Origin of the sequence: Frigoribacterium sp. RIT-PI-h (genome assembly GCF_001297205.1) — a bacterium.
GTDB lineage: Bacteria > Actinomycetota > Actinomycetes > Actinomycetales > Microbacteriaceae > Frigoribacterium.
This window is the reverse complement of the sequence record NZ_LHOZ01000053.1, coordinates 1-22,343: the sequence shown is the minus strand read 5'-3', so window position 1 is coordinate 22,343 and position 22,343 is coordinate 1. Positions and strand designations below refer to the sequence as shown.

The window sequence follows — 22,343 nt, the reverse complement described above, 5'->3', positions numbered from 1 at the left end:
CTCACTTCTCGAGTCGGCGTCGGCGGATCGTCAGGACCCCGAGGGTGAGCAGGGCGAGGCCCAGGGCGAGACCGCCTGCGAGGAGGGCTGCCGACGTGCCGGTGAAGGCGAGCCGAGCCGGGGTCGAACCCGAGCCCGTGTCAGAGGTGTCCACCGGCCCAGCGTCTCCGGGCGTCTCGGTGTCGCCGGAATCGCCCTGGTCTCCGTCGGCAGGAGGCTCGGTGACCGGGGGGTCGGTCACGGGCGGATCGGGGATCAGGCCGGCGTCGACGTCCGACGTCGACGTGACGCCGACCAGGGTGCCGGTGTCGTCGTCGACCCGGTCGATGCTGATCGTCGCCCGGCCCTCTTCGTCGACGTCGGAGTCTCGCCGGGAGTCGTCGCCCTGATGTGCTGCGGTCCAGACGCGGCCCGCAGCACCGGCGTCGAGGAGATACGTGCCGGGCCGGAGCGCTTCGAACGTGTACCGACCCTCGGCGTCCGTCGTCGTCTCGCGGTCGACGTCGTCGCCTCGATCGTCCACTCCGGTCAGGACGAGGCGCAGATCGGCCACTCCCGGCTCGTCGCCCTGCAATCCGTCGCCATCGACGTCGGCCCACACCTGGTCGCCGATCGAACCCGAGACGAACGTCGTCGAGACCACCTGGGACGACAACGCCGTCGAGATGCTGGGAGTTCGGAGGGTGAAGTCGGAGGCCAGGACGGCATCTCGCGCACCACCTTCGGCGACCCGGACCACCAGGTCGTGTCGGACGATCTGTGAGGGCGCCACGGCGTCGTCGGTGTCGATCCGGACAGCCGTCACCTCGGCCCACGACGACGGGCAGCCGACCGACCCGAACAGGTCGGCGACGCACCAGGTCGTTCCGTCGTCGTCGGGATCGTTCGGCACGCTCGACGCGGCGGCCGTCGTGTATCGCACCTCTTCGCCGCTCGACACCGCGGCGACGGGCCCGACCAGTTCGACGCGGGTTCCGACGACGGTTTTCCGACCGTCATCATCGTGGGGCAGGACGGTCACCAGGGCGGACGAGCTCATGTCGGTCGGCGCCAGGTTCTGGTATCGCAGGGTGAACGTCACCTCGTCTCCGAGGACGTGTCGTTCCCCGTCGACGGTCTCGCCGACGCTGAAGCCCGCTCCGGCCAGGACATGGAGCCCCCGGGTCGCCTGTTTGCGGGGGTCGTCGGACACGTCACGGTCCCACACCACGGAGGCGGTCGAGACGACGGGGCCGACGGCGGCCCCGAGGACGATGTCGAAGGTCACGGCCGGCAGGGCGTCGTTGGGGTGGACGGCCGGGAACCGCCAGGTGATGCGCTGCTGGACGACACCGTCGGCCCCCGACTCGTCGACGATGGTCTCAGGCCGATGGGACGAGCTGCCCTCGACGTAGGACGCACCCGGTGGCAGCAGGTCGGTGACCAGGAGGTCGCCCGGCAGGCCGTTGCCGGTGGCGTTCGTGACCGTCGGGTAGACGGCGAGCGTCACGGTCTCGCCTGCTCGCGCGAAACGGGTCGCATCGGGGGTGTCTTCCGCATCGTGCCCCGGGTCGACGACCTTCGTGGTGACCCGGGCCAGGTCGGAGGTCATCGTGAGGAAGTCCGCCCAGCCGCCGTTGGCCTCGTCTGCCGGGTTACGGTCGTGCACCCACGCTGCGCCGGTCACCCGCTGCACGCTCGTGAAGGATCGGACGCGCTGCAGATCGGGGAGATCGTCGTGGAGGGAGACGAAGACGTTGAACCCGATGGTCGCGTCACCGGGGTGGTCGAACGACCAGACCACCTTGCCGACGGCCTCCGGGCCACCAGGGACGTCGGTCGGGTCGTCGTACCAGTCGTCACCGGGGCCGCACTCGGCATCCCGGAGAGCCGAGGGGTCGTCGGCGCCGAACGCGGCGAATGCGGGGCGTCCGGTCGCGGCACGGTCCGAGGAGACGGCCCAGTTCGCACCGACCTGCCGGAGGGACTGGACGTCCCGGTCGAACACGGTGCAGAGCTTCGTCCCCGACCAGGTCGTCGTCCCGGCGTTGCGCAGGGTGCCCCGGATGACGAGGTCCTGGCCAGGGGTGACGTAGGGCTGGTCGTACTTGCCGGAGGCGTTCCACGTCGTGGCCGTGCCCTGCTCGGCTCCGAAGTAGCGCTGTGAGCCCTGCACACCCGCGAACTCACCGACGTTCCGGTCGACCACGTTGTTGCTCGCGGGTTCCGCGCCGTCGAGGTAGTTGGTCTGCCCCGAGACGGAGGGTGCCGCGAGATCCCGGTAGACGTTGCGGGCCGTGAAGGAATCGCCCGTCGCCGGTCGAGGCACCCACAGGCTCATGTAGCCGGAGACGACGTACGGCTTGACGCCGCCCGTGATCGGCGTACCCGAGACGGACCGGGTCGGGACGGATGTCAGTGACGAGTCGATGCCGGCGATGCTCACCGTGACGGGTTCGCCCGGACCGGATTGCGTGCACGTGAATTCTCCGGAATCGACCACGGCGTCGGTCCCGCCGCCTCGACCGCCCGGTGCCCCGGTTATCTGCCCGGTGTTGATCCCGCAGGCGGGGGCGTCGTCGAGGGGTGACAGGACCGCCGGACTGCGGTTCGAGCCGTACATCCTCGAGACGTCGTCGACGAACGAGATGCTGCCGCCGAGGGACTCGAGCCCGAGGGGGCCCTGTTCGGGCTGCAGCCCATCGCCGTGGAGGAGCACCGGATAGACGATGCGGAACCCCGGCGTGAGGCCGTCGGGCCCGACCGTCTCGGAGAAGACGGGCACGACCGTCGACGCCGAGAGGTCCCATCGGGGGGCGGCACTGACGACGATGTCGTCGGAGGTCGCGGGGACGGGGGCGGAACCCGCCGCGACCAGCTGCCCGGCGATGGCTGCGATCGAATTCGCCGGAGCGGTCTGGGGCACCCGGGTCACGACGGGGATGGCGAGGATGCCGCGCTCGAGGGACCCGATGCGACAGGTGAGGTGCTCGGGGGTGACCCGGGAACCTGCGCCGCATTGGTCGGGCCGCTCGGAGAAGACGGAACCCGAGACGGAGTCGAGCTCGAGCACGACGTCGTCGGCTCGGCCGGAACGTGCCCCGAGCTGGACCGACCACGTGACGGCGTCGGCCGTCCGGACGCGCCCGTTGTTCGCGGAGGAGTCCGCCCCCGGGGTGTCGGCGCCCGGGGTGAACGGACCGTGGCCGTCCTCGGAGGACTCGATCGAGAGGGTGAGGTCGGCGTCGGAGAGCGTCGGGTCGGCCGACGCGGAGACGGCGCCGGAGGCGAGCACCGTCGTCATCACGGCGAGGGCCGTGGCGCGGCGTCGCCACGGGAAGGAGGGGGGCATGGACAGCCTTTCGACGAGAGTCGATGGAATGAGGTACGCGGAATGTCGCAGTGGAGGTTGTCATCCAGAATGTCATTAAAACGCGCCTCATGTAAGCCCTGATCCGAGTAAGGTCGTCGACATGGCTGACACGGATTCCGGAACCCTCTATTCGCACCCCGATCGCAACCTGGGCATGGAACTGGTCCGGGCCACCGAGGCGGCCGCGATCCGTTCCGCTCCGTTCATCGGCAAGGGCGACAAGAACGCCGCCGACAAGGCAGCGGTCGACGCCATGCGCAAGTTCTTGGGCACCGTGGCCTTCGACGGCGTCGTCGTCATCGGCGAGGGCGAGAAGGACGAAGCCCCGATGCTCTTCAACGGCGAGCACGTCGGCAACGGCTTCGGCCCCGCCTGCGACATCGCCGTCGACCCGATCGACGGCACCAGCCTCACCGCGGCGGGACGCATGAACGCGCTCTCGGTCATCGCCGTCAGCGACCGGGGCAGCATGTACGACCCCAGCGCCGTCTTCTACATGGACAAGATCGTCACCGGTCCCGAGGGCCGCGGCATCATCGACCTCGACCGTCCGATCGGCGAGAACATCACCGCCCTGGCCGCGGCCAAGGGCATCGCCGTCGAGGACATGCAGATCGCCGTGCTCGACCGCCCCCGTCACGCCGACCTGATCGCCGAGATCCGCGCCGTGGGCGCGTCGACCCGGCTGCTGCTCGACGGTGACGTCGCCGGCGGCATCAACGCGGCCCGTCCCGATTCGCGCATCGACATGTGCGTCGGTGTCGGCGGCACCCCCGAGGGCATCATCACGGCCTGCGCGGTGAAGGCCCTCGACGGCTTGATCCTCGCCCGTCTCGCTCCGAAGGACGACGCCGAGCGCCAGAAGGCGATCGACGCCGGTCACGACCTCGACCGCGTGCTCGACCAGGACGACCTCGTCACGGGCGACAACGCGTACTTCGTCGCCACGGGCGTCACCGACGGTGCCCTCGTCGCCGGCGTCACACGGAAGCAGGGCATGATCCGCACGTCGAGCATCGTGCTGCGCTCGCACTCGGGCACCATCCGTCGCGTCGAGGCCGATCACCTCGTCTCGAAGTGGTACGGCGAGAAGGCCTGACCTCCACGGCGCCTCACGACACGACGAACGCCCGGCCTCGGTCGGGCGTTCGTCGTCTCCGGCGACGACGGTGGCGAGGAATCAGTCGCGGCCGGTGCTGCGCTCGTCGAGTGCCGAGGCGAGTTCGGGTGCGGTGAGCTCGCGCGGTGACTCCTCGACGGTCGTCGGGGTCGCGAGGACCTTGGACTCGTCGAGCATGCTGAGCCGACGGGCCGACGGGAGGACCGTCCGCTCGAGCGACCCGACGAACCGGTTGTAGTCGGTGACGCCGGCGCGCAGGGACCGGCCGAGCTTGTCCACGTGACCTGCCATGGTCGACAGCCGCCCGTAGAGCTCGCGGCTGAGGTCGAACAGTTCTTTCGCCTCGGCGGTGACGACGTCCTGCTGCCAGCTGAACGCGACGGTCTTGAGCACCGACCAGAGGGTCACGGGCGACGCCAGGGCGACGCGCTTCTGGAACGCGTAGTCCATCAGGGCGGGGTCGGCCTCGAGGGCGGACGACACGAGCGACTCGCTCGGGATGAACGCGATGACGAGTTCAGGTGAGGAGTCGAGCCCCGCCCAATAGGTCTTGCCCGCCAGGGCGTCGACGTGCGCCCGCAGTGCCTTGACGTGCTGCCGCACGAGTTGGTCACGTCGGGCGCCCTCGTCACCCGTGGCGGAGGCGGGGATGGCGCTGGCCTCGAGATAGGCCGAGAACGGCACCTTGGCGTCGACCGCGATGTTCTTGCCCCCGGGGAGGTGCACCACCATGTCGGGCCGACCCGAGCCGGCGTCCGACGAGATCGACGTCTGCACGTCGAAGTCCACACGCTCGACGAGACCGGCTGCCTGCACGACGTTGCGCAACTGGGTCTCGCCCCAGACGCCGCGCGTGCTGTTCGACTTCAGCGCCGAGGCGAGCGACTCGGCCGTCCCGCGGAGCCGTTCGCCCGATTCGGCGGCGGTGCGCAGCTGCTCGCTGATGGCGCCGTACTGGAGTGTGCGTTCGGCCTCGAGCTCGGCCACCTTCTGCTGGACGGCCTGCAGGCTCTCGGCCACCGGGCTGAGCGCGACGAGCACCTGACCGTCGGTGCGCGCCCTCTCGGCCTCGGCGATGCGGACGTCGCGGAGGCGGTCCTGGAACTCGCGGAGTCGGTCTTCTTGCTGCGCGATCTGGCGTCGGTACTGGTCGTCCTGGCCGTCGAGGCGCTCGCGGGAGGCGTCGGCAACGGCCCGGGCCGCGGCGAGGTCGGACGACAGGCGCGCCGACGTCTCGGCCGCGCGGGTGCGGGCGACGAGCGCGCCGACGACGATGCCGAGCACGAGACCGAGCAGCAGGGCGAGGAACAGGGCGAGCGGGAGGGGCATGACGGCAGTGTCGCAGCGGCCACCGACACCGGCTGGTGGTCGGTACGGTCGAGGCGGACGCGGTCAACGCGCCGCGGAGGCGTCGTCGTCGAGAAGCTGGAGGCCTCAGCCGAAGGCCATCGGGCGCCGGTCGGCCCGAGGAACGGCGGATGCCGTCGGTTCCCCGGCCGGCTGCAGCACCTTCACCTTGACCGATGCTATCGCCGCGAGTTGTGTCAGGTCGTCGGCGCCGTGGAACAGGGCCGAGTGGGCGACGATTGCCGCGCAGGCCTCGGCGTCGGCGAGGGCGTCGTGGTGTGAGAAGGAGTCGAAGCCGGCGGCCGTCGCGGCGACCGGAAGCCGGTACGAGTCGAGCGAGTAGGTCTTGCGGGCGACCTGCAGGCTGCACAGGTACGACCACGGGGGAGGGGTGAGCCCGGTCGCCGCGCAGGCTGCCTTGATGACGCCCATGTCGAAGCCGGCGTTGTGGGCGACGAACACGTCGTCGCCGGCGAAGTCGGCGAGCAGCTCGAACTGCTCGGCCCAGCCGAAGGCGCCGATCACGTCGCTCGCGACGATGCCGTGGATGCGGGTGTTCCACTCGGAGAACTCGTCGTGCCCGGCCGGTGGCTGGATCAACCAGCCGACCTTGTCGACGACGACCCCGTCGCGGACCTTGACGAGGCCGACGGAGCAGGCGCTGGCGCTGCTCGAGTTCGCGGTCTCGAAGTCGATCGCGGTGAAGTCGATGGGCATTGACTCATGCTCTCACGCGCCTCCGACACCGCCTCCCCAGGCACGGTCGGATGCCGTTCCGTCCCCAGCCGGCTCGACGCCGACGGCACGGCTCGACAGGGCCGGTACGCTTGACCCTCGTGGCTCTCACTATCGCGATCGTCGGACTGCCCAACGTCGGCAAGTCCACCCTGTTCAACGCCCTGACCAAGAACCAGGTGCTGGCGGCGAACTATCCGTTCGCGACCATCGAGCCCAACGTGGGCATCGTCAACCTGCCGGACCCGCGCCTCCAGGTGTTGGCCGGCCTCTTCGGCAGCGAGAAGATCCTGCCCGCGCCGGTGTCGTTCGTCGACATCGCAGGCATCGTCAAGGGGGCGAGCGAGGGCGAGGGGCTCGGCAACAAGTTCCTGGCGAACATCCGCGAGGCCGACGCCATCGCCGAGGTCGTGCGCGGCTTCGACGACCCCGACGTCGTGCACGTCGACGGCAAGGTCGACCCCGAGAGCGACATGGGCACGATCAACACCGAGCTGATCCTCGCCGACCTCGAGACGGTCGAGAAGGCGCTCGTCCGGTACGAGAAAGAGCTGCGGCTGAAGCGCGTCGAGCCGATCGTGCACGAGACGGCCGTCGCCGCCCGAGATGCCTTGCAGCGTGGCGAGGCGCTCTCGGCCACGAACATCGACCTCGAGCCGATCCGCGAGCTCGGGCTACTCACCGCGAAGCCCTTCATCTACGTCTTCAACGTCGACGAGGCCGTCCTCACCGACGAGGCGCGCAAGGCCGAGCTGCAGGCGCTGGTCTCGCCGGCCGAGGCAATCTTCCTCGATGCGCAGGTCGAGTCCGAGCTGATCGGCCTCGACGACGAGGACGCCGCCGAGCTGCTCGCGTCGCTCGGGCAGGACGAGTCCGGGCTCGACCAGCTCGCCCGCATCGGGTTCGAGACGCTGGGGCTGCAGACCTACCTGACGGCCGGCCCGAAAGAGACCCGCGCCTGGACGATCGGCAAGGGCTGGAAGGCCCCGCAGGCCGCCGGAGTCATCCACACCGACTTCGAGAAGGGCTTCATCAAGGCCGAGGTCATCTCGTTCGACGACCTGGTCGAGACCGGCTCCATCGCGGAGGCGCGCTCGGCCGGCAAGGCCCGCATCGAGGGCAAGGAGTACGTCATGCAAGACGGCGACGTGGTGGAGTTCCGCTTCAACAACTGACCCGCCGGCTCGGGGCCGAGCACCACTCATCTACTCTCAAGCATGAGCCAAACGGATTCCACGCCCACCGGCACCACCTCCGGCACCCCCGCACTGCTGCGCCTCGGCGTCCTGGCCACCTCGCGCAAGCCCGACGAGCGGCGCCTGCCGATCCACCCCGCGCACCTCGACCGCATCGACGCCGATCTGCGCGAGAGCATGACCCTCGAGCGCGGCTACGGCCTGCGCTTCGGCATCCCCGACGCCGACCTCGAGCCCCTCGTGGCGATGGCCGACCGTGACCAGATCGTCGCCGACAGCGACGTCGTCCTGCTGCCCAAGCCCCAGGCCGCCGATCTCGAGGGCCTCCGCGACGGCCAGACCCTCTGGGGCTGGCCGCACTGCGTCCAGGACCGCGAGATCACCCAACTTGCCATCGACAAGCGCCTCACCCTGATCGCGTGGGAGGCCATGAACCACTGGCAGCCCGACGGCGGCTACGGACTGCACGTCTTCCACAAGAACAACGAGCTCGCCGGCTACTGCTCGGTGTTGCACGCCCTCCAGCTCTGCGGCTCGACCGGCGACTACGGCCGTCGCCTCAGCGCCGTCGTCATCGGCTTCGGCGCCACCGCCCGCGGTGCGGTCACCGCCCTCAACGCCCACGGCATCCACGACGTCCGCGTGCTGACGAACCGCAACATCGCCGCCGTCGGCTCGCCGATCCCGTCGGTCGACATCTTCCAGTTCGAGCACGACCCCGAGACGCCCGGCGCCAGCACCGTGAACACCCCCGACGGGCCGGTCGCCCTCGCTCCGTTCCTCGCCGCCGCCGACATCGTCGTCAACTGCACCCTCCAGGACCCGAACGCCCCGCTCACCTATCTCCGCGAGACCGACCTCGACGCCTTCCGCCCCGGCAGCCTCATCGTCGACGTCTCGGTGGACGAGGGCATGGGCTTCGACTGGGCCCGGGCCACGACCTTCGCCGAGCCGCTCGTCACCGTCGGCGCGACCACGAACTACTACGCCGTCGACCACCGCCCCTCACTGCTCTGGAACTCCACGACGTGGGAGATCAGCGAGGCCCTCCTGCCGTTCCTGCGCACGGTCATGGAGGGGCCGGCCTCGTGGGCGGCGTCCGACACCATCCGCCGCGCCGTCGAGATCGCGGAGGGGCGGGTCGGGAACGCGGCGCTCCCCGAGCTCCCGCCCCCCGCCCCCTCCTACCCCCCCGCCCCGCCCGCCCAGCAGGCCGGCCGGCCGGCGGGCCGGGCGGTCTCGGCGGAACCGGGCGTTCGTGGACGCCCGTGCGCCACGAAGCCGCCCGCCCGTCGGGCGGCTCAGTCCCGAGGAGGCGCGGCGCGGGCCGCCAGGATGCGCCCGGCCCCGAAGGCCCACGCCCCGCCGACGTCGCCGCCCAGCTGGAAGCCTCCGTTGAGTTCCATGATGACGAAGCCCGCCACCCACGCCGTGAGTGTGCGGGCGGCGTCGAGGGCGTGCGCCGGCCCGACGAGCTCCTCGCCGACCCGGAGCGCGGCCGCACTCGCCGCGGCACCGAACTCGCGTCGCGCGGTGGGGACGCCGGGTCCGGGCGTCATGACCAGCTGGAACGCAGCCGGGCGCTCGTGCCCGAAGGCGCGGAAGGCGTCGAGCAGCTCGCGGGCCGACCCCGCCCCGGCGTGCCGCGCGGCCAGGCCGGGGAGGGGGGCCTCCGCGCCCGCCCGCAGCAGCGCCTCCCGGTTCTCGACCCGCTTGTAGAGCGAGGGGGCGCGCACGCCGACCCGCGCCGCGACCGCGGCCATCGTCAGGCCGGCGGGGCCGTCGGCCTCGAGCAGCTCGCGGGCGGCGAGGAGGATGGCGTCGAGCGAGGTGCGGTCCGGTGTGGGCATCCGTCGAGTATAGCTATTGACAATAGCCATGATGGCTAAGTACCGTAGCCATCATGGAACTCGCACCCTCCCTCCACCGCATCGGCAACGACATCGTCGCCGCCTACCTCGTCGTCACGCCCGAGGGCGTGACCGTGATCGATGCCGGTCTGCCCGGCCTCTGGTCCGAACTCGTCACCGAACTCGCCGCCGTCGGACGCACCCTCGCCGACGTGAAGGGCGTCGTCCTCACCCACGGCGACTCCGACCACGTCGGTTTCGCCGAGCGGCTGCGTCGCGACCACGGCGTGCCCGTGTACGTCCACGCGGCCGACGCGTCCCGTGCGAAGGGCGGACCGAAGCCGAAGAACGGCATGCCTCCGATGAAGCTCGGCCCCCTGCTGGGTTTCGCCGGCTACAGCCCCCGCAAGGGCGGGGCGAAGACCGCCTGGCTCACCGAGGTCGTCGAGGTGCACGGCGGAGAGACGCTCGACCTGCCGGGCTCGCCCCGGGTCATCCCGATGCCCGGGCACTCCGAGGGCAGCATCGCCGTCTTCGTCCCGAGCGTCGACGCCGTCTTCGTGGGCGACGCCCTGACCACTCGCCACGTGACGACCGGTCACGTCGGGCCCGCACCGGCTCCGTTCACCGACGAGCCCGACCGGGCCCTCGCGTCGCTCGACGCCTTGCTCGAGACGCGTGCGACCTGGGTCCTGCCGGGGCACGGCGCCCCCTGGGGCGGTGGCGTCGACGCGGCGGTGCGCGCCGTCCGAGCCGCCGCCCACTGACCCGGTGGTCCGGGCTCAGACCCCGACCGGCACCGCCGCCGGCGTCACGCGCACCAGCACCGCTTTCGACACCGGCGTGTTGCTGCCGATGGCCGCGCTGTCGAGCGGCACGAGCACGTTCGCCTCGGGGAAGTACGCCGCGGCGCACCCCCGGGCCGTCGGGTAGGCGACGATGCGGTAGTCGCGAAGCACCCGCTCGACGTCGTCGGTCCAGACCGTCGCCACGTCGACCTTCTGGCCGTCGACGAGCCCGAGGTCGTCGAGGTCGAGCGGGTTGACGAACACCACGTGCCGGCCCTTCTTGATGCCGCGGTAGCGGTCGTTGAGGCTGTAGATCGTGGTGTTGTACTGGTCGTGCGAGCGCAACGTCTGCAGCAGCAGCGTGCCCTCGGGACGTTCGACGCGCTCGAGGTCGTTGACCGTGATCATGGCCTTGCCGACCTTCGTCGGGAACGTCCGGGAATCGCGCGGCCCGTTCGGCAGGACGAACCCGTCGCGGCTGCGCACCCGCTCGCTGTAGCGCTCGAAGCCCGGCACGACGCGACTGATGTGGTCCCGCAACGTGTCGTAGTCGTCCGCGAAGGCCTGCCAGTCGATCGACAGGTCGTGACGGTCGCCGAGGGTCGCCTGCGCGAGACGGCTGACGATGGCGACCTCGCTGAGCAGGTCGGGCGCGACGGGCGGCACCTGACCGTGGCTGCCGTGCACCGAGCAGACGGTGTCCTCGACCGAGACGAACTGCGGCCCGGCCGCCTGCACGTCGATCTCGGTGCGGCCGAGCGTCGGCAGGATGAGCGCCTCGGCGCCGACGACGGCGTGCGATCGGTTGAGCTTCGTCGACACCTGCACGGTCATGTCGGTGCCGCGCATCGCGGCCTCGGCGAGCCGGGTGTCCGAGATCGCGGCCACGAGGTTGCCGCCCATGCCCATCCAGAACTTGATCCGCCCCTCCTGCATGGCCTTGATGCCCTTGAGGGCGTCGACGCCGTGCTCGCGCGGCGGGTCGAAGCGGAACTCCTTCTGCAGGGCGTCGAGGAACTCGTCCGAGACCTGCTCCCAGATGCCCATCGTGCGGTCGCCCTGCACGTTGCTGTGCCCGCGGATGGGCGAGGCTCCGGCGCCCGGCTTGCCGATGTTGCCCCGCAACAGCAGCAGGTTGATGATCTCCTTGATGGTGTCGACGGCCTTGCGGTGCTGCGTGATGCCCATCGCCCAGGTGATGATCACGCGGTCCGAGGCCAGGTAGCGGTCGGCGAGCTCGTCGATCTCGGCGCGGTCGAGACCGGTGGCCAGCAGCACCTCGTCGTCGTCGACCTGCGCGATGTGCTCGCGGAAGGCCTCGAGGCCGACGGTGTGCTCGGCCAGGAACTCGTGGTCGAGCACCGTGCCGGGCGCGGCGTCCTCGGCCTCGAGGACGCGCTTGGCGACCGCCTGCAGCAGGGCCATGTCGCCGCCGAGCCGGATCTGCAGGAACTGGTCGGCGATCTCGGTGCCGCGTCCCGCGACGCCGCGCGGCAGTTGCGGGTTCTTGTAGCGACGCAGGCCGGCCTCGGGCAGCGGGTTGACCGCGACGATCTTCGCGCCCTTGAGCTTGGCGTCCTCGAGGGCCGTCAGCATGCGCGGGTGGTTGGTGCCCGGGTTCTGCCCGAGGATGACGATCAGGTCGGCCTGCTCGAAGTCGTCGTACGCGATCGTCGACTTGCCGATGCCGACCACCTCGGCCATGGCGAGGCTCGTCGACTCGTGGCACATGTTCGAGCAGTCGGGCAGGTTGTTCGTGCCGAACGCCCGCACGAACAGCTGGTAGGCGAAGGCCGCCTCGTTCGAGGTGCGGCCCGAGGTGTAGAACGAGGCCTCGTCGGGGCTGGCGAGCGACTTCAGCTTGTCGCCGATCAGGCGGAACGCCTCGTCCCACGACACCTCGCGGTAGTGGTCGCTGCCGGCCGGCTTGTGCACGGGCTTGGTGAGGCGACCCTGCATGCCGAGCCAGTACTCGGTCTTGTCGAGCAGGTCGGTCACCGAGTGCTCGGCCCAGAACGTGTCGGGCACGAGCACCGGGTTGGCCTCCCAGGTGACCGCCTTGGCGCCGTTCTCGCAGAACTCGGCCACCTTGCGGTGGTTCGGGTCGGGCCAGGCGCAGCTCATGCAGTCGAAGCCGTCCTTCTGGTTCAGCGACGTCATGAGCTTGACGGTGCGGGCCAGCCCGAGCTGTTTGACGGCCGGGTCCATCGAGTGCAGCACACCGGGCACGCCGGCGGCCCACTCGCGCGGGGGGCCGACCTCGATGTCGGCGTCTGTCACGTCGGAGACGGGCGGTTTCTCGGTCACGGTCTGGTTCCGATCGTCAGGGGGACGGGCGAGGAGGCGCGCGTCGCGCCGCCGGGGGAGTCGGGGGAGGACGAGGAGGCGCGGGTCGCGATGCCGGGAACGCTCGCGTGGGCCGCGGGCTCGGTCCCGTCGGGCTCGCCGAGCCGGTCGGGCCGTGAGTACACGACCATGGACCGACCTCGGAGGAACCCCACGATCGTGACGCCGAGCTCGGTCGCGAGGTCGACGGCGAGCGAGGACGGCGCCGACACGGCGGCGAGCACCGGGATGCCGGCCATCGAGGCCTTCTGCGTCAGCTCGAACGAGGCGCGACCCGAGACCATCAGGACGGTCCCGCTCAACGGCAGCCGCGCCTCCTTGACGGCCCAGCCGACGACCTTGTCGACGGCGTTGTGTCGTCCGACGTCCTCGCGCAGGACGAGCAGCTCGCCGGTGCGACCGTCGAAGAGGGCCGCGGCGTGCAGCCCGCCGGTCTTCTCGAAGACGTCCTGGCCCTCGCGGAGGCGGTCGGGGAAGGTCGCGAGCAGGGCGGGGTCGACGACCAGCGGGTCGTGCAGCACCTCGTGTTGGGACGTCGTGCGCACGGCGTCGATGGAGGCCTTCCCGCAGAGCCCGCACGAGCTCGTCGTGTAGAACGCCCGCTCGAGGCTCGGGTCGGGTGCGGGCACCCCGGGCGCGAGCGTGACGTCGAGCACGTTGTAGGTGTTGAGGCCCTCGGCCGTGGCCCCGGCGCAGTAGCGGGCCGCGAAGAACTCGTCACCGGTCGAGATGACGGCCTCGGACACGAGGAAGCCTGCGGCGAGGTCGAAGTCGTGCCCGGGCGTGCGCATGGTGATGGCGAGAGACGTGCCGCCGACGCGGATCTCGAGCGGCTCCTCGACGGCGAGGGTGTCCATGGTCTTGCGGACCCCTGCGGTGCCGTCGTCGCCGACCGTGATGCGGGTCACCGGCTTGCGGGACGTGATGCGTGCCATGGGTCAGGTCTACCCCTCGAACCCGGGATCCGAAAGCCGGCGAGGCTCGCGTCTCACCACGGCAGGCCGAGCGACGGGACGACGTCGCCGGCCCGCGCGCCACCTTCAGGCACGATCAGCAGCCCGTCGGCGTCGGCCAGGCCGCGCAGCATCGCGGACGACTGGCGCTCGGTCGGCACGGCACCGTCCGGCGTCAGCCGGTACGCCTGCACGAGCGCCCCGGCTCGCGGGTGGGCCACGTCGACGGCGAGCGTGACGGACCCGGGAGGCGCGGGTCGCCTGCCGAGGAGGCCGTCCACCACCGCGGTCCCCACGACCACGAGCCCCACGTAGGCGGCCATCGGGTTGCCTGGCAGGCACAGGTACAGCGTCCCGCCCCGCCGCGCGACGACCAGGGGCTGCCCCGGACGCATGGCGAGGCCGTCGACGACCAGCTCGGCGCCCAACCGGTCGAGGGCGGCACGGACGTGGTCGGTCGGGCCGTGGGCGGTGCCTCCGGTCGTCACCACGAGGCGACTGTCCGGGCGGTCGAGCGCGGCGACGGTGGAGTCGAGGTCGTCGGCCACGCGCGTCGTCGTCGCGGGCGCGGTCCCGAGGGCCTCGAGGAGGCGCGGCACCGGCACCGAGAACACGTCGCGGACCGTGCCACGCGCGGGCACGCCCTCGGCCACGACCTCGTCGCCGAGCACGGCCAGGGCGACCGACGGCCGCCCGACCACGGACACGTCGTCGTGCCCACCCAGGGCCAGCACGGCCACGCGGGGCGGGGTGAGGAGCGTGCCCGCGGCGACCAGGGCGGCGCCTCGGTCGATCGCCCCCCCGGCCCGGCGGACGGGCGACGGGCGGCGCGGGTCGTCGCCGGCCGTGAGGCCGTCGTCGGCCACGTGCCCGGGCTCCGGGCGCAGCCCGCGGTCGGGCCCGGTCGGCCCGCCGGCGCCCGGGGTCACCGGTCGGGCGACCCCGGGCACCAGCGACTCGGCGTCCTCGGCGACCGGGCCCGCGACGATCGACGGGCCGAGTCGCCACGGCCCCTCGCCGGCGACCGCCCAGCCGTCCATCGCCGAGACGTCGGGGCCGGGCACGCGCGCGAGGCTGGTCACGTCGTGGGCCAGCGTCCGGCCGACGGACTCGCCCAGCAGGACGGTCTCGAGCTGCCGGGGCAGGGCCCGGGCGGCGTCGGCCGCCTCGGCGCGGGCGACCCGCCAGTCGGCCCGCCGGACCGTCACGCCGGGTCGGCCGTGGCGAGCGCGGTGGCGGTCGCGACCGCGCGGTCGAGCTCGGCCTGCGAACCGCCGGCGAGTCCTGCGGCGTAACCGACGAGGAACGTCGTCAGCGGAGCGGCCGGGCGGGCGACGCCGTGCGCCGCGTCGCGGGCGAGGTCGAGCACCTCGGGGATGTCGACCACGAAGTCGTCGGGCAGGCCGAGGGCCCGGACGAGTCGTGCGGCCCAGGCGTCGAGTTCGGCAGGTGTGTCGGTCATGGTCGACACTCAACCAGTCGCGTCGGACTCGCGCCGGACGACACCCAGGCGGTCGGCGTCGTCCGCGGTGTCGACGTCGGCGCAGAGCTCGTCGGGCACGGGCACCTCGAGCAGGTCGAGCCCGTCGAGCAGACGGCGCAGCGAGAGGCCGGCGAGGGGGCCGTCGGCTCGCAGCGCCGCGAGTCGGGTCTCGAGGGCGCCGGGCCGGTAGAGCCCGAGCAGCGGCTGACGTCGCCCGGCCGCGACGATCGCCAGCAGGCCGTCGCGGCGCCCGCCGTCGCCGCCGCCGGCGCGCAGGGCCTGCCCCGCCTCGGGTGCCCGCGGCACGTCGCAGGCCAGTACGAGGGTCCACGGCGCCGCGACCTCGACGACGTCGAGACCGGCCGCGAGGGCTGCGACCGGCCCGGACCACGCGGGCTCCTCGCGGGTCAGCAGTGCCCCGGCGGGCGGCACTCGGCCCTCGCGCAGACCGACCACGACGAGGGTGCGGGCGCCGGCCGAGGCCTCGACGGCCCGGTCGAGCAGTGTTGCGTCGCCGCTGGTGAACCCGGTCTTGTCGGCGCCCTGGACCCGGGAGGCGCGACCCCCCGCGAGCAGGACGGCGTCGAACACGAGGCTCACGATCACCCGCGCGGTCCGGTCGCGGCGAGCCGGGCGGCCAGCGTGCCCTCGTCGGGGACGAACCAGACGTGCCGACCGCGGTTGGACTCCCGCACCCGGTCACGGAACGCGGCGCTCGCCGCTTCGTGGCGTCCGACGTCGCCCAGCACCACCAACTGCACGCGGTAGTCCACGAGCTTCTGGGTGAACTCGCCCGCCCGGCGGGTGCTCAGGTCGAAGAAGGCCGGATCGAGACGGGCGACCGGCACGACGAGGACCGACGCGTCCGCCCCGAACGCCTCGCCGACGAGGTCGACGGCGTCCGTCTCGGTCGACAGCCGCGGCCCGACCGGGTCGACGTGCAGGACGCGATGAGGGCCGTGGTCGTCGATGCGCATGCCCACAGGGTAGGTCGTCCAGGTACGACGACTTCTCGGTCGTCCGGCCCGACATGATCCTGAGGTATTCTCGGAGTCATCCGCTCGACCGACGTGCCCTGGCGGCTGCGCACCTAGCCTCGTCCTGCGGGCCACGGAGGCCCCGGCTCACCGAAGGGCCGACGAAGGGGGGGACGACGATGACGAGACCTGACGGCAGGGCGACGATCCTGGCGTGCCTGGCCACCGCGGGTGCGGTCGCGGCCCTGCTGGTCGGCTGCACGTCGACGACCGGTCCGGCGGACGCGACGAAGGACCCGGCATCCCGGCCCACCGCCACGGGCACCGCCACGACGACCCCGGACCCCGCGGCCCCGTCGACGCCCATTCCCACCTCGACGCCCGAGGCCCGCCCGGTGTCGATCCCGACGGACTGCACCGACATCGTCGACGCCGCGACCTACGCCGCCACCATGCGGGACGCCCCGCTGAACGATCCGGCCTACTTCGGAGGTCCGATGGGTTCGGTCACCCCCACCGCACCACCGGCCGACGCCGATCTCCGAGACGTCGTGGCCGCCGGCGACCGGCTGCGCTGTGGCTGGGCCGACGTGCGGGCCGACATCACGGGTCTGTTCGCGAACGTCGGCACGGTCGACGCCGAGACGGCCGCGGCCTATCCTGCCTGGCTCGCCGAGAGACGCGAACCCACCTCGGTGTTCTGGCTCGACGGTGTCGTCTACGACTGCTCCGAGGCGTACGGCGGCACGCTCTGCCAGTACGTCACCACCCACCCGATGTACGGCGTCGACATGGCCGACACCGTCCTGGTGCGCGACGACGTCGTCGTCACGGTCACCCAGCGCAACGTCCCGACGGACGACCTCATGGGCTCGATCGTCACGCGCCTCTGGGGCTGAGCGGCGACCGGACGCAGGAGGCGCGGTGCCCGACGAACGGACACCGCGCCTCCTGCAGGCCTGACGGGCGTCAGCCCGCGGCGACCTGCTGGTCGCGCTTGGGCAGCACCCAGCCCGGGCGCACGAAGTGGCAGGTGTAGCCGAAGGGGTCCTTCTCGAGGTAGTCCTGGTGCTCTTCCTCGGCCTCCCAGAAGTCGCCCGCGGCGGTGACCTCGGTGACGACGGTGCCGGGCCAGATGCCCGACGCGTCGACGTCGGCGATGGTGTCGAGGGCCGTCGCACGCTGCTCGTCGTTCGTGTAGAAGATCGCCGAGCGGTAGCTGTCGCCGACGTCGTTGCCCTGGCGGTCCTTCGTCGACGGGTCGTGGATCTGGAAGAAGAACTCGAGGATCTCGCGGTACGAGGTCAGGCCCGGGTCGAACACGATCTCGACGGCCTCCGCGTGACCGCGGTGGTTGCGGTAGGTCGCGTTCGGCACGCTGCCGCCCGAGTAGCCGACACGGGTCGAGACGATGCCCGGTCGACGGCGCAGCAGCTGCTGGGCACCCCAGAAGCAACCGCCGGCGAGGATCGCGGTCTCGGTCGTGCCGCTGGGGGCGGGGGTGGATTCGGGGGAGAAGAGCGTCATGTAGGCACCGTATCCTTCGGTTTCGAGTGAGGCGTAGGGGACGAAGCGGAGAGCCGCCGAGTTGATGCAGTAGCGCAGCCCGCCGGTGGCGGTGGGGCCGTCGCGGAAGACGTGGCCGAGGTGGCTGTCCCCGGCGGTGGAGCGCACCTCGGGGCGCTTGAAGAACAACCCCTCGCGCTTCTCGACGACGTGTTCGGCGTCGATCGGGCGCGTGAAGCTCGGCCAGCCCGTGCGGCTGTCGAACTTGTCGACCGAGGCGAACAGGGGCTCGCCCGAGACCACGTCGACGTAGATGCCCGCGTCCTTCGAGTCCCAGAACTCGTTGCGGAACGCCGGTTCGGTCCCGCCGCCCTGGGTCGCGCGGCGTTGGGTCGAGGTGGGGCGGGCGACCGCCTCGGGGTCTTTCCGGTACTGGTTCGACATGATGCCTCCTGTTCGTCGGCGTCGGGGCGATCGGATGGGGTCGGGTGCCCGCGATCGCGTCGATGCCTCTCACGACAACAACCGGGCGGCGCCGGGTGTTCCGTCGGCCTGCGAGGATCGACGCATGAGCCTGATCCGACTGAACGACGTGACCGTCCGCTTCGACGGCACCCCGGTGGTGCGCGAGGCGTTCTTCCGCCTCGACGAGAAGGAGCGCGTGGGGATCGTCGGTCGCAACGGCAGCGGCAAGTCCACGCTGCTCAAGCTGATGCTCGACCAGGTGCAGCCGGACGAGGGCACGGTCACCCTCGAGCAGGGCGTGCGGGTGGGGTACTTCTCGCAGTTCTCCGAGTTGGACGGCACGCAGACGATCGTCGAGGTGCTGACCGGACTCTTCGCCCACGAGCGGGCGATCGAGGCCGACCTGGCGCAGATCGACGCCGACATCGCCGTGGTCGCGATGGACCCCGACGGCGGGGACGCCCTCGACCAGCTGATCCACCGGCAGTCCGAGCTGTTCGCCGAGATGGACCGCGTCGACGGCTGGGAGTACCCGCGCCGCATCGACACCGCCCTCAGCGTGCTCGGCTTCAGCGAGGCCCACCGCACGAGCTCGATCGACGACCTCAGCGGTGGCTGGCGCAACCGGGCGGCCCTGGCGAAGATCGTCCTCGAGGACCCCGACGTGCTGCTGCTCGACGAGCCGACGAACTTCCTCGACGTGGCGGGAGTCGAGTGGCTCGAGTCCTGGTTCCGCGACTTCCACGGCGCGGCCGTCGTCGTGTCGCACGACCGCAGCTTCCTCGACGCGGTCGTCACCCGCATCGTCGAGGTCGAGAACTTCCACCTGCACGACTACCCGGGCGACTTCGCCGAGTACGTCGTGCAGAAGCAGTTCCGGTTGAAGAGCCTCGAGCAGCAGTTCGTGCACGAGTCCGAGCTGCTCGCCTTCGAGGCCGAGGGCATCTCGGACCGCCGCGACGCCGCGAAGGCCGCCAAGCGGCAGGACGGCGGCGACCTGCTCAAGCAGCTGGCCAAGGTGAAGAAGTCGCGGGCCCCGCGCCCGGTCGACCAGATCATCACCGAGATCTACTCGGGGCTGCACGTCAAGGACGTCCTCTGCCGGGTCGACGGCCTCGGCAAGGCCCGCGACGACCGCACGCTCTTCGACGACCTCACCTTCGAGCTGCGCCGGGGCGACCGCCTGGTGATCACGGGGGCGAACGGCAGCGGGAAGAGCACGCTGCTGCGGGTGCTGACCGGCGAGGAACGCGCGGACGCCGGTCGGGCCGCCTGGGCGGGCGGGGTCAAGGTGGTCTCGTACGACCAGGTGCTCGCCGAACTCGACGACGACGACACCGTCACGCACTCGGTCAACGCGATGCCCGACAGTCTCGCCCTGACCGCGACGCGCAAGTCGGTCGGACGGTTCCTCGCGATGTTCCAGTTCAGCGAGGCCGATCTCAAGAAGCGCATCGGCGCGCTCTCCGGTGGTCAGCGGGCCCGCGTCGCGATGGCGCAGTGCCTGCTCTCGGGTGCCTCGGTGCTGCTGCTCGACGAGCCCACCAACCACCTCGACGTGCCGAGCGCCCAGGTGCTGGAGCGGGCGCTGCAGCACTTCCCCGGGGCGGGCGCGGGGCCGGCCACGCCCGGGTCTTCGCCGACCAGGTCGCCACCCGCCGGCCGGTGCTCGGGGCGGGGGCCGGCCGGCCCGAACGGGGGGCGGTCACCGCGGCCGGAGCCGCGGGGCGCCGGGCGCGAGGCGCGGCGCGCGAGCCGCGTCGGCGGGCGGCGGGGCTCAGCCCCCGGTCGTGAGCGGCCCGACGACGTCGGCGACGCCCGACACGACGAGCCCGTCGGCACCGTGGTCGAGGGCGGTGTGCGCCGCGTCGAGGTCGGGCACGATGTGGCCGTACACGGGCTTGCCGGTCGCCGCGAGGGTCGACCAGGTGGCGGCCGGGGCGGCCCAGTCGAGGCCAAGCATGCTCCAGGAGCCGGAGGTGCGGGTCAGCAGCTCGGGATCGCCCGCCAGCTCGTCGGCGTAGTAGTACCCCCAGGTCTCGCACCCCCGCGCGGTGGCGAGGTCGCCCCACTCGGTCTGCGTGCAGTAGCCCTTGCCGACCAGGGTCCGCGTCAGGTCGGCGGTACCGAGCTGGGTCCGGGCGATCTCGAACAGTTCGGGGTAGAAGTCGGCCCCGACGTACTTCGGGTCGACGAACAGGGCGTGGTCGCGGCCGAACTCGAGCACGATCTCGTCGAAGCGCGCGTAGGGCTGGTCCGACTGCCCGGGGTCGCTCGTCCCGGCCGCCGAGATGCGGTACCGCTGCACCTCGCTCCAGGTGTGCTCTGCGGCGACGAAGCCGGACGTGCCCGAGGTGCGGTCGAGGGTCTCGTCGTGCAGGCCGAACCACACTCCGTCCGAGGTGCGCGCGAGCGACATCTCGAGTGCGTCCGCCCCCGCCGCGACCGACTGCCGGTACGCGAACAGCGACATCTCGGGCCAGTCGCGTGATCCGCCGCGGTGCGCGACCGTGGCGGGACGCGCGGCCCGCAGGGCGTCGACCGGCCGAGGAGGCGCGGTCGGCGTGACCTGCGCCTCCCCGGTCACGCGCGCGGTCCGCAGGGCCACGCCTGCTCCCACGGCGCCGAGGACGGCCACGCCGCCCACGCCGAGCAACACGGTGCGTCGGTCGACGCGGGCTCGCGGACGCGGGGAGGAGGGCATGAGCCCATCTTGGGGGTCCCCGATCACGGTCCGTGACGTGGCCGGCCGGGATCACCCGGCGTTCGCCCGGGTCAGTCGGCCGCGTACTCGTCGAGGGCGGGCAGGGGGCGCCCGTCGAAGTCCCACATCGCCTGGTTCTCCCACGCGTTGCCCGAGGTCGGGTCGTCCGGGTCCCAGCCGGCCCCGTCGACCGCCGTCCACGCGGGCTCCCAGGCCACGACGCCGATGCCGCGGCCGCCGGGGGCCGACGCCACGACGTCCTGGATCGCCCGGAAGTTCGCGGCCTGGCCCTCGGGCGTCGCCGGGTAGCCGGCGACCAGCTGTGACGGGTCGACGACGACGTTCTCCCAGGCGTGGTCGGGATCGTCCTCGAGCGTCCACGGGTACGAGGTCTCGACGACGAGCACGTCGCGGTCGTAGCGCGCCGCCAGCGTCGTGACCGCCTGCTGCATGCCCGACAGCCCGCCGTGCCAGTAGCCGTAGTACGACAGGCCGATCAGGTCGAACGGCACCCCGCGTGAGGTCGCCTCGTCGAACCACCAGGTCAAGCCGTCGATCCCGTTGTTGATGTTCGTCAGGTGCAGCACCACCTGCGTCGTCGGCGAGACCTCCTTCACCGCCGTCGCACCGGCCGTGAGGAACATCGCCAGGTCGTCCCATTGCGCGCCGCTGACGCCGTCGCTCGGGTCGACGTCCCAGGTCTGGCCCAGCGGCCAGACCATGCCGGGGTTGATCTCGTTGCCGACCTGCACGGCGTCCGCGGTGATGCCCTCGGCGGCGAGGGCGTCGAGCACGCTGCGGGTGTGGTCGTGGATCTTCGTGGCGACCTCGGGGGCGCTCAGCCCGAGCCAGGCCTTCGGCATGGTCTGGGCGCCCGGGTCGGTCCAACGGTCGCTGTAGTGGAAGTCCACGAGCAGCTGCATGCCCGCCGCCTTCACCCGCGCGGCCGTCGCGACGACGTCGTCCTGGTCGTTGTAGCCGTCGGTCGGATCGACCCAGACCTTCAACCGCACCATGTTCGCGCCGTGATCGGCGAGCTGCTGCACGGCGTCCGTCGGACGACCGGCGGCGTCGAGGTAGACGGCTCCGCGGTCCTCGTTGCGGGGCAGGCCCGAGAGGTCGGCGCCCCGCACGTCGCGGGTGACACGGCCCGGCGTGAAGGTCACGTCGTCCATGCTCGCCCAGGCCCCCGCGGCTCCCGACGTGGTGAGCGTGGGCGTGCACTGGCTGTGCGTCACCTCGGCCGAGACCGACAGGTGCAGCCAGCCGTCGTCGGACTCGGTCGAGGGGACGACCGTCGTGCCCGCGGCGTCCGTGCTCGCGCCGGAGCCGCACCCGGTCAGCGAGAGCGTGCTCGTGGCCAGGCCGCCACCGCTCTTCACCCAGGCCGAGAAGGTCCACCAACCGGGCGTGACCTTCTTGAGCTTCTGGCTGGTCGTGGCCGTGCCGGCCGTCGACAGCACGTGCGTCAGGCGCGGGGGGGAGTCGTGCCCCCCCGCCTCGAGCGTCGTGGTGCCCTTC

The 22,343-nt window shown here is 71.8% G+C and carries 17 protein-coding genes and 3 pseudogenes; 6 read left to right on the top strand and 14 right to left on the bottom strand.

Annotation, left to right across the window (positions count from 1 at the left end):
• Position 1 precedes the first annotated feature (1 nt).
• Positions 2 to 3,331 carry an SdrD B-like domain-containing protein gene (locus AEQ27_RS04420; RefSeq protein ID WP_054145564.1) on the bottom strand — a complete coding sequence of 1,110 codons (3,330 nt, stop codon included), beginning with the start codon at positions 3,329 to 3,331 and terminating at the stop codon, positions 2 to 4.
• A gap of 121 nt (positions 3,332 to 3,452) precedes the next feature.
• Here AEQ27_RS04420 and glpX point away from each other — a divergent pair, with 121 nt between their 5' ends.
• Entirely contained in the window at positions 3,453 to 4,451 is a 999-nt protein-coding gene (gene glpX / locus AEQ27_RS04415; RefSeq protein ID WP_043597850.1) for a class II fructose-bisphosphatase, read from the top strand.
• Between the two features lie 81 nt (positions 4,452 to 4,532).
• Here glpX and AEQ27_RS04410 read toward each other — a convergent pair whose 3' ends face one another.
• Both AEQ27_RS04410 and AEQ27_RS04405 read right to left on the bottom strand, forming a co-directional pair.
• Positions 4,533 to 5,801 (bottom strand): DNA recombination protein RmuC, encoded by a 1,269-nt coding sequence (locus AEQ27_RS04410; RefSeq protein ID WP_054145563.1) that lies wholly within the window; start codon positions 5,799 to 5,801, stop codon positions 4,533 to 4,535.
• A 105-nt stretch (positions 5,802 to 5,906) separates the two neighbouring features.
• A complete protein-coding gene (locus tag AEQ27_RS04405; protein ID WP_054145562.1) occupies positions 5,907 to 6,536 on the bottom strand; it encodes an exonuclease domain-containing protein in 630 nt (209 codons plus the stop codon).
• A 119-nt stretch (positions 6,537 to 6,655) separates the two neighbouring features.
• Here AEQ27_RS04405 and ychF point away from each other — a divergent pair, with 119 nt between their 5' ends.
• Together ychF and AEQ27_RS04395 are read left to right on the top strand one after the other, a co-directional pair.
• Positions 6,656 to 7,729 carry a redox-regulated ATPase YchF gene (ychF, locus tag AEQ27_RS04400; protein WP_054145575.1) on the top strand — a complete coding sequence of 358 codons (1,074 nt, stop codon included), beginning with the start codon at positions 6,656 to 6,658 and terminating at the stop codon, positions 7,727 to 7,729.
• A 42-nt stretch (positions 7,730 to 7,771) separates the two neighbouring features.
• Positions 7,772 to 8,956 (top strand): annotated as a pseudogene (locus AEQ27_RS04395) (N(5)-(carboxyethyl)ornithine synthase); the annotation flags it as partial.
• 95 nt (positions 8,957 to 9,051) lie between these two features.
• Here the strand turns inward: AEQ27_RS04395 and AEQ27_RS16425 are convergent.
• The gene (locus AEQ27_RS16425; protein WP_235450973.1) at positions 9,052 to 9,513 is read right to left on the bottom strand and encodes a TetR-like C-terminal domain-containing protein; all 462 of its coding nucleotides are present in this window, start codon (positions 9,511 to 9,513) and stop codon (positions 9,052 to 9,054) included.
• Positions 9,514 to 9,653: 140 nt separating this feature from the next.
• Here AEQ27_RS16425 and AEQ27_RS04390 point away from each other — a divergent pair, with 140 nt between their 5' ends.
• Positions 9,654 to 10,367 carry an MBL fold metallo-hydrolase gene (locus AEQ27_RS04390; protein WP_054145561.1) on the top strand — a complete coding sequence of 238 codons (714 nt, stop codon included), beginning with the start codon at positions 9,654 to 9,656 and terminating at the stop codon, positions 10,365 to 10,367.
• A 15-nt stretch (positions 10,368 to 10,382) separates the two neighbouring features.
• On the opposite strand, the gene AEQ27_RS04385 is transcribed toward AEQ27_RS04390, so the two are convergent.
• From AEQ27_RS04385 to AEQ27_RS04360, 6 genes are read right to left on the bottom strand one after another with little or no spacing between them, the layout of a single operon-like run.
• Positions 10,383 to 12,695, bottom strand: a complete 2,313-nt coding sequence (locus AEQ27_RS04385; protein ID WP_054145560.1) for an FdhF/YdeP family oxidoreductase — start codon at positions 12,693 to 12,695, stop codon at positions 10,383 to 10,385.
• Complete coding sequence (gene fdhD / locus AEQ27_RS04380; protein ID WP_082383242.1) at positions 12,692 to 13,669, bottom strand: formate dehydrogenase accessory sulfurtransferase FdhD; 978 nt, start codon at positions 13,667 to 13,669, stop codon at positions 12,692 to 12,694. Before fdhD ends, AEQ27_RS04385 begins: the two co-directional genes overlap by 4 nt.
• Positions 13,670 to 13,722: 53 nt before the next feature.
• On the bottom strand, positions 13,723 to 14,895 hold the full coding sequence (locus AEQ27_RS04375) for a molybdopterin molybdotransferase MoeA (RefSeq protein ID WP_054145559.1): 1,173 nt from the start codon (positions 14,893 to 14,895) through the stop codon (positions 13,723 to 13,725).
• Positions 14,892 to 15,149: a DUF6457 domain-containing protein gene (locus AEQ27_RS04370; protein WP_054145574.1), complete on the bottom strand. Its 258-nt coding sequence runs from the start codon at positions 15,147 to 15,149 to the stop codon at positions 14,892 to 14,894. Before AEQ27_RS04370 ends, AEQ27_RS04375 begins: the two co-directional genes overlap by 4 nt.
• Positions 15,150 to 15,158: 9 nt before the next feature.
• On the bottom strand, positions 15,159 to 15,770 hold the full coding sequence (locus tag AEQ27_RS04365; protein WP_161805494.1) for a molybdenum cofactor guanylyltransferase: 612 nt from the start codon (positions 15,768 to 15,770) through the stop codon (positions 15,159 to 15,161).
• Between the two features lie 2 nt (positions 15,771 to 15,772).
• Complete coding sequence (locus AEQ27_RS04360) at positions 15,773 to 16,147, bottom strand: DUF4180 domain-containing protein (RefSeq protein WP_054145573.1); 375 nt, start codon at positions 16,145 to 16,147, stop codon at positions 15,773 to 15,775.
• Positions 16,148 to 16,326: 179 nt separating this feature from the next.
• Here AEQ27_RS04360 and AEQ27_RS17710 point away from each other — a divergent pair, with 179 nt between their 5' ends.
• Positions 16,327 to 17,046 (top strand): hypothetical protein, encoded by a 720-nt coding sequence (locus AEQ27_RS17710; RefSeq protein WP_054145557.1) that lies wholly within the window; start codon positions 16,327 to 16,329, stop codon positions 17,044 to 17,046.
• A 70-nt stretch (positions 17,047 to 17,116) separates the two neighbouring features.
• Here AEQ27_RS17710 and msrA read toward each other — a convergent pair whose 3' ends face one another.
• Positions 17,117 to 17,674 (bottom strand): peptide-methionine (S)-S-oxide reductase MsrA, encoded by a 558-nt coding sequence (gene msrA / locus AEQ27_RS18010; RefSeq protein ID WP_054145572.1) that lies wholly within the window; start codon positions 17,672 to 17,674, stop codon positions 17,117 to 17,119.
• A gap of 21 nt (positions 17,675 to 17,695) precedes the next feature.
• A pseudogene (gene msrB, locus AEQ27_RS18005) lies at positions 17,696 to 18,097 on the bottom strand (peptide-methionine (R)-S-oxide reductase MsrB); the annotation flags it as partial.
• On the opposite strand from msrB, the pseudogene AEQ27_RS18700 reads away from it, so the two are divergent.
• Positions 18,096 to 19,607: pseudogene (locus AEQ27_RS18700) on the top strand (ABC-F family ATP-binding cassette domain-containing protein); the annotation flags it as partial. The pseudogenes msrB and AEQ27_RS18700 sit on opposite strands and share 2 nt — an antisense overlap.
• A 288-nt stretch (positions 19,608 to 19,895) precedes the next feature.
• Here the strand turns inward: AEQ27_RS18700 and AEQ27_RS18695 are convergent.
• Positions 19,896 to 20,591, bottom strand: a complete 696-nt coding sequence (locus AEQ27_RS18695) for a glycerophosphodiester phosphodiesterase family protein (protein WP_369813586.1) — start codon at positions 20,589 to 20,591, stop codon at positions 19,896 to 19,898.
• Between the two features lie 302 nt (positions 20,592 to 20,893).
• Positions 20,894 to 22,343 (bottom strand): glycosyl hydrolase 53 family protein (locus tag AEQ27_RS04335; protein ID WP_054145555.1); only part of this gene is annotated, 1,450 nt, incomplete at its 5' end.

Excerpts from the sequence above, each read along its gene's own strand:
- AEQ27_RS04420 (WP_054145564.1), bottom strand. The coding sequence starts at position 3,331 with ATGCCCCCCTCCTTCCCGTGGCGACGCCGCGCCACGGCCCTCGCCGTG.
- glpX (WP_043597850.1), top strand. The coding sequence starts at position 3,453 with ATGGCTGACACGGATTCCGGAACCCTCTATTCGCACCCCGATCGCAAC.
- AEQ27_RS04410 (WP_054145563.1), bottom strand. The coding sequence starts at position 5,801 with ATGCCCCTCCCGCTCGCCCTGTTCCTCGCCCTGCTGCTCGGTCTCGTG.
- AEQ27_RS04405 (WP_054145562.1), bottom strand. The coding sequence starts at position 6,536 with ATGCCCATCGACTTCACCGCGATCGACTTCGAGACCGCGAACTCGAGC.
- AEQ27_RS16425 (WP_235450973.1), bottom strand. The coding sequence starts at position 9,513 with ATGGCCGCGGTCGCGGCGCGGGTCGGCGTGCGCGCCCCCTCGCTCTAC.
- AEQ27_RS04390 (WP_054145561.1), top strand. The coding sequence starts at position 9,654 with ATGGAACTCGCACCCTCCCTCCACCGCATCGGCAACGACATCGTCGCC.
- fdhD (WP_082383242.1), bottom strand. The coding sequence starts at position 13,669 with ATGGCACGCATCACGTCCCGCAAGCCGGTGACCCGCATCACGGTCGGC.
- AEQ27_RS04370 (WP_054145574.1), bottom strand. The coding sequence starts at position 15,149 with ATGACCGACACACCTGCCGAACTCGACGCCTGGGCCGCACGACTCGTC.
- AEQ27_RS04360 (WP_054145573.1), bottom strand. The coding sequence starts at position 16,147 with ATGCGCATCGACGACCACGGCCCTCATCGCGTCCTGCACGTCGACCCG.
- AEQ27_RS17710 (WP_054145557.1), top strand. The coding sequence starts at position 16,327 with ATGACGAGACCTGACGGCAGGGCGACGATCCTGGCGTGCCTGGCCACC.
- msrA (WP_054145572.1), bottom strand. The coding sequence starts at position 17,674 with ATGACGCTCTTCTCCCCCGAATCCACCCCCGCCCCCAGCGGCACGACC.
- AEQ27_RS18695 (WP_369813586.1), bottom strand. The coding sequence starts at position 20,591 with ATGTCGCTGTTCGCGTACCGGCAGTCGGTCGCGGCGGGGGCGGACGCA.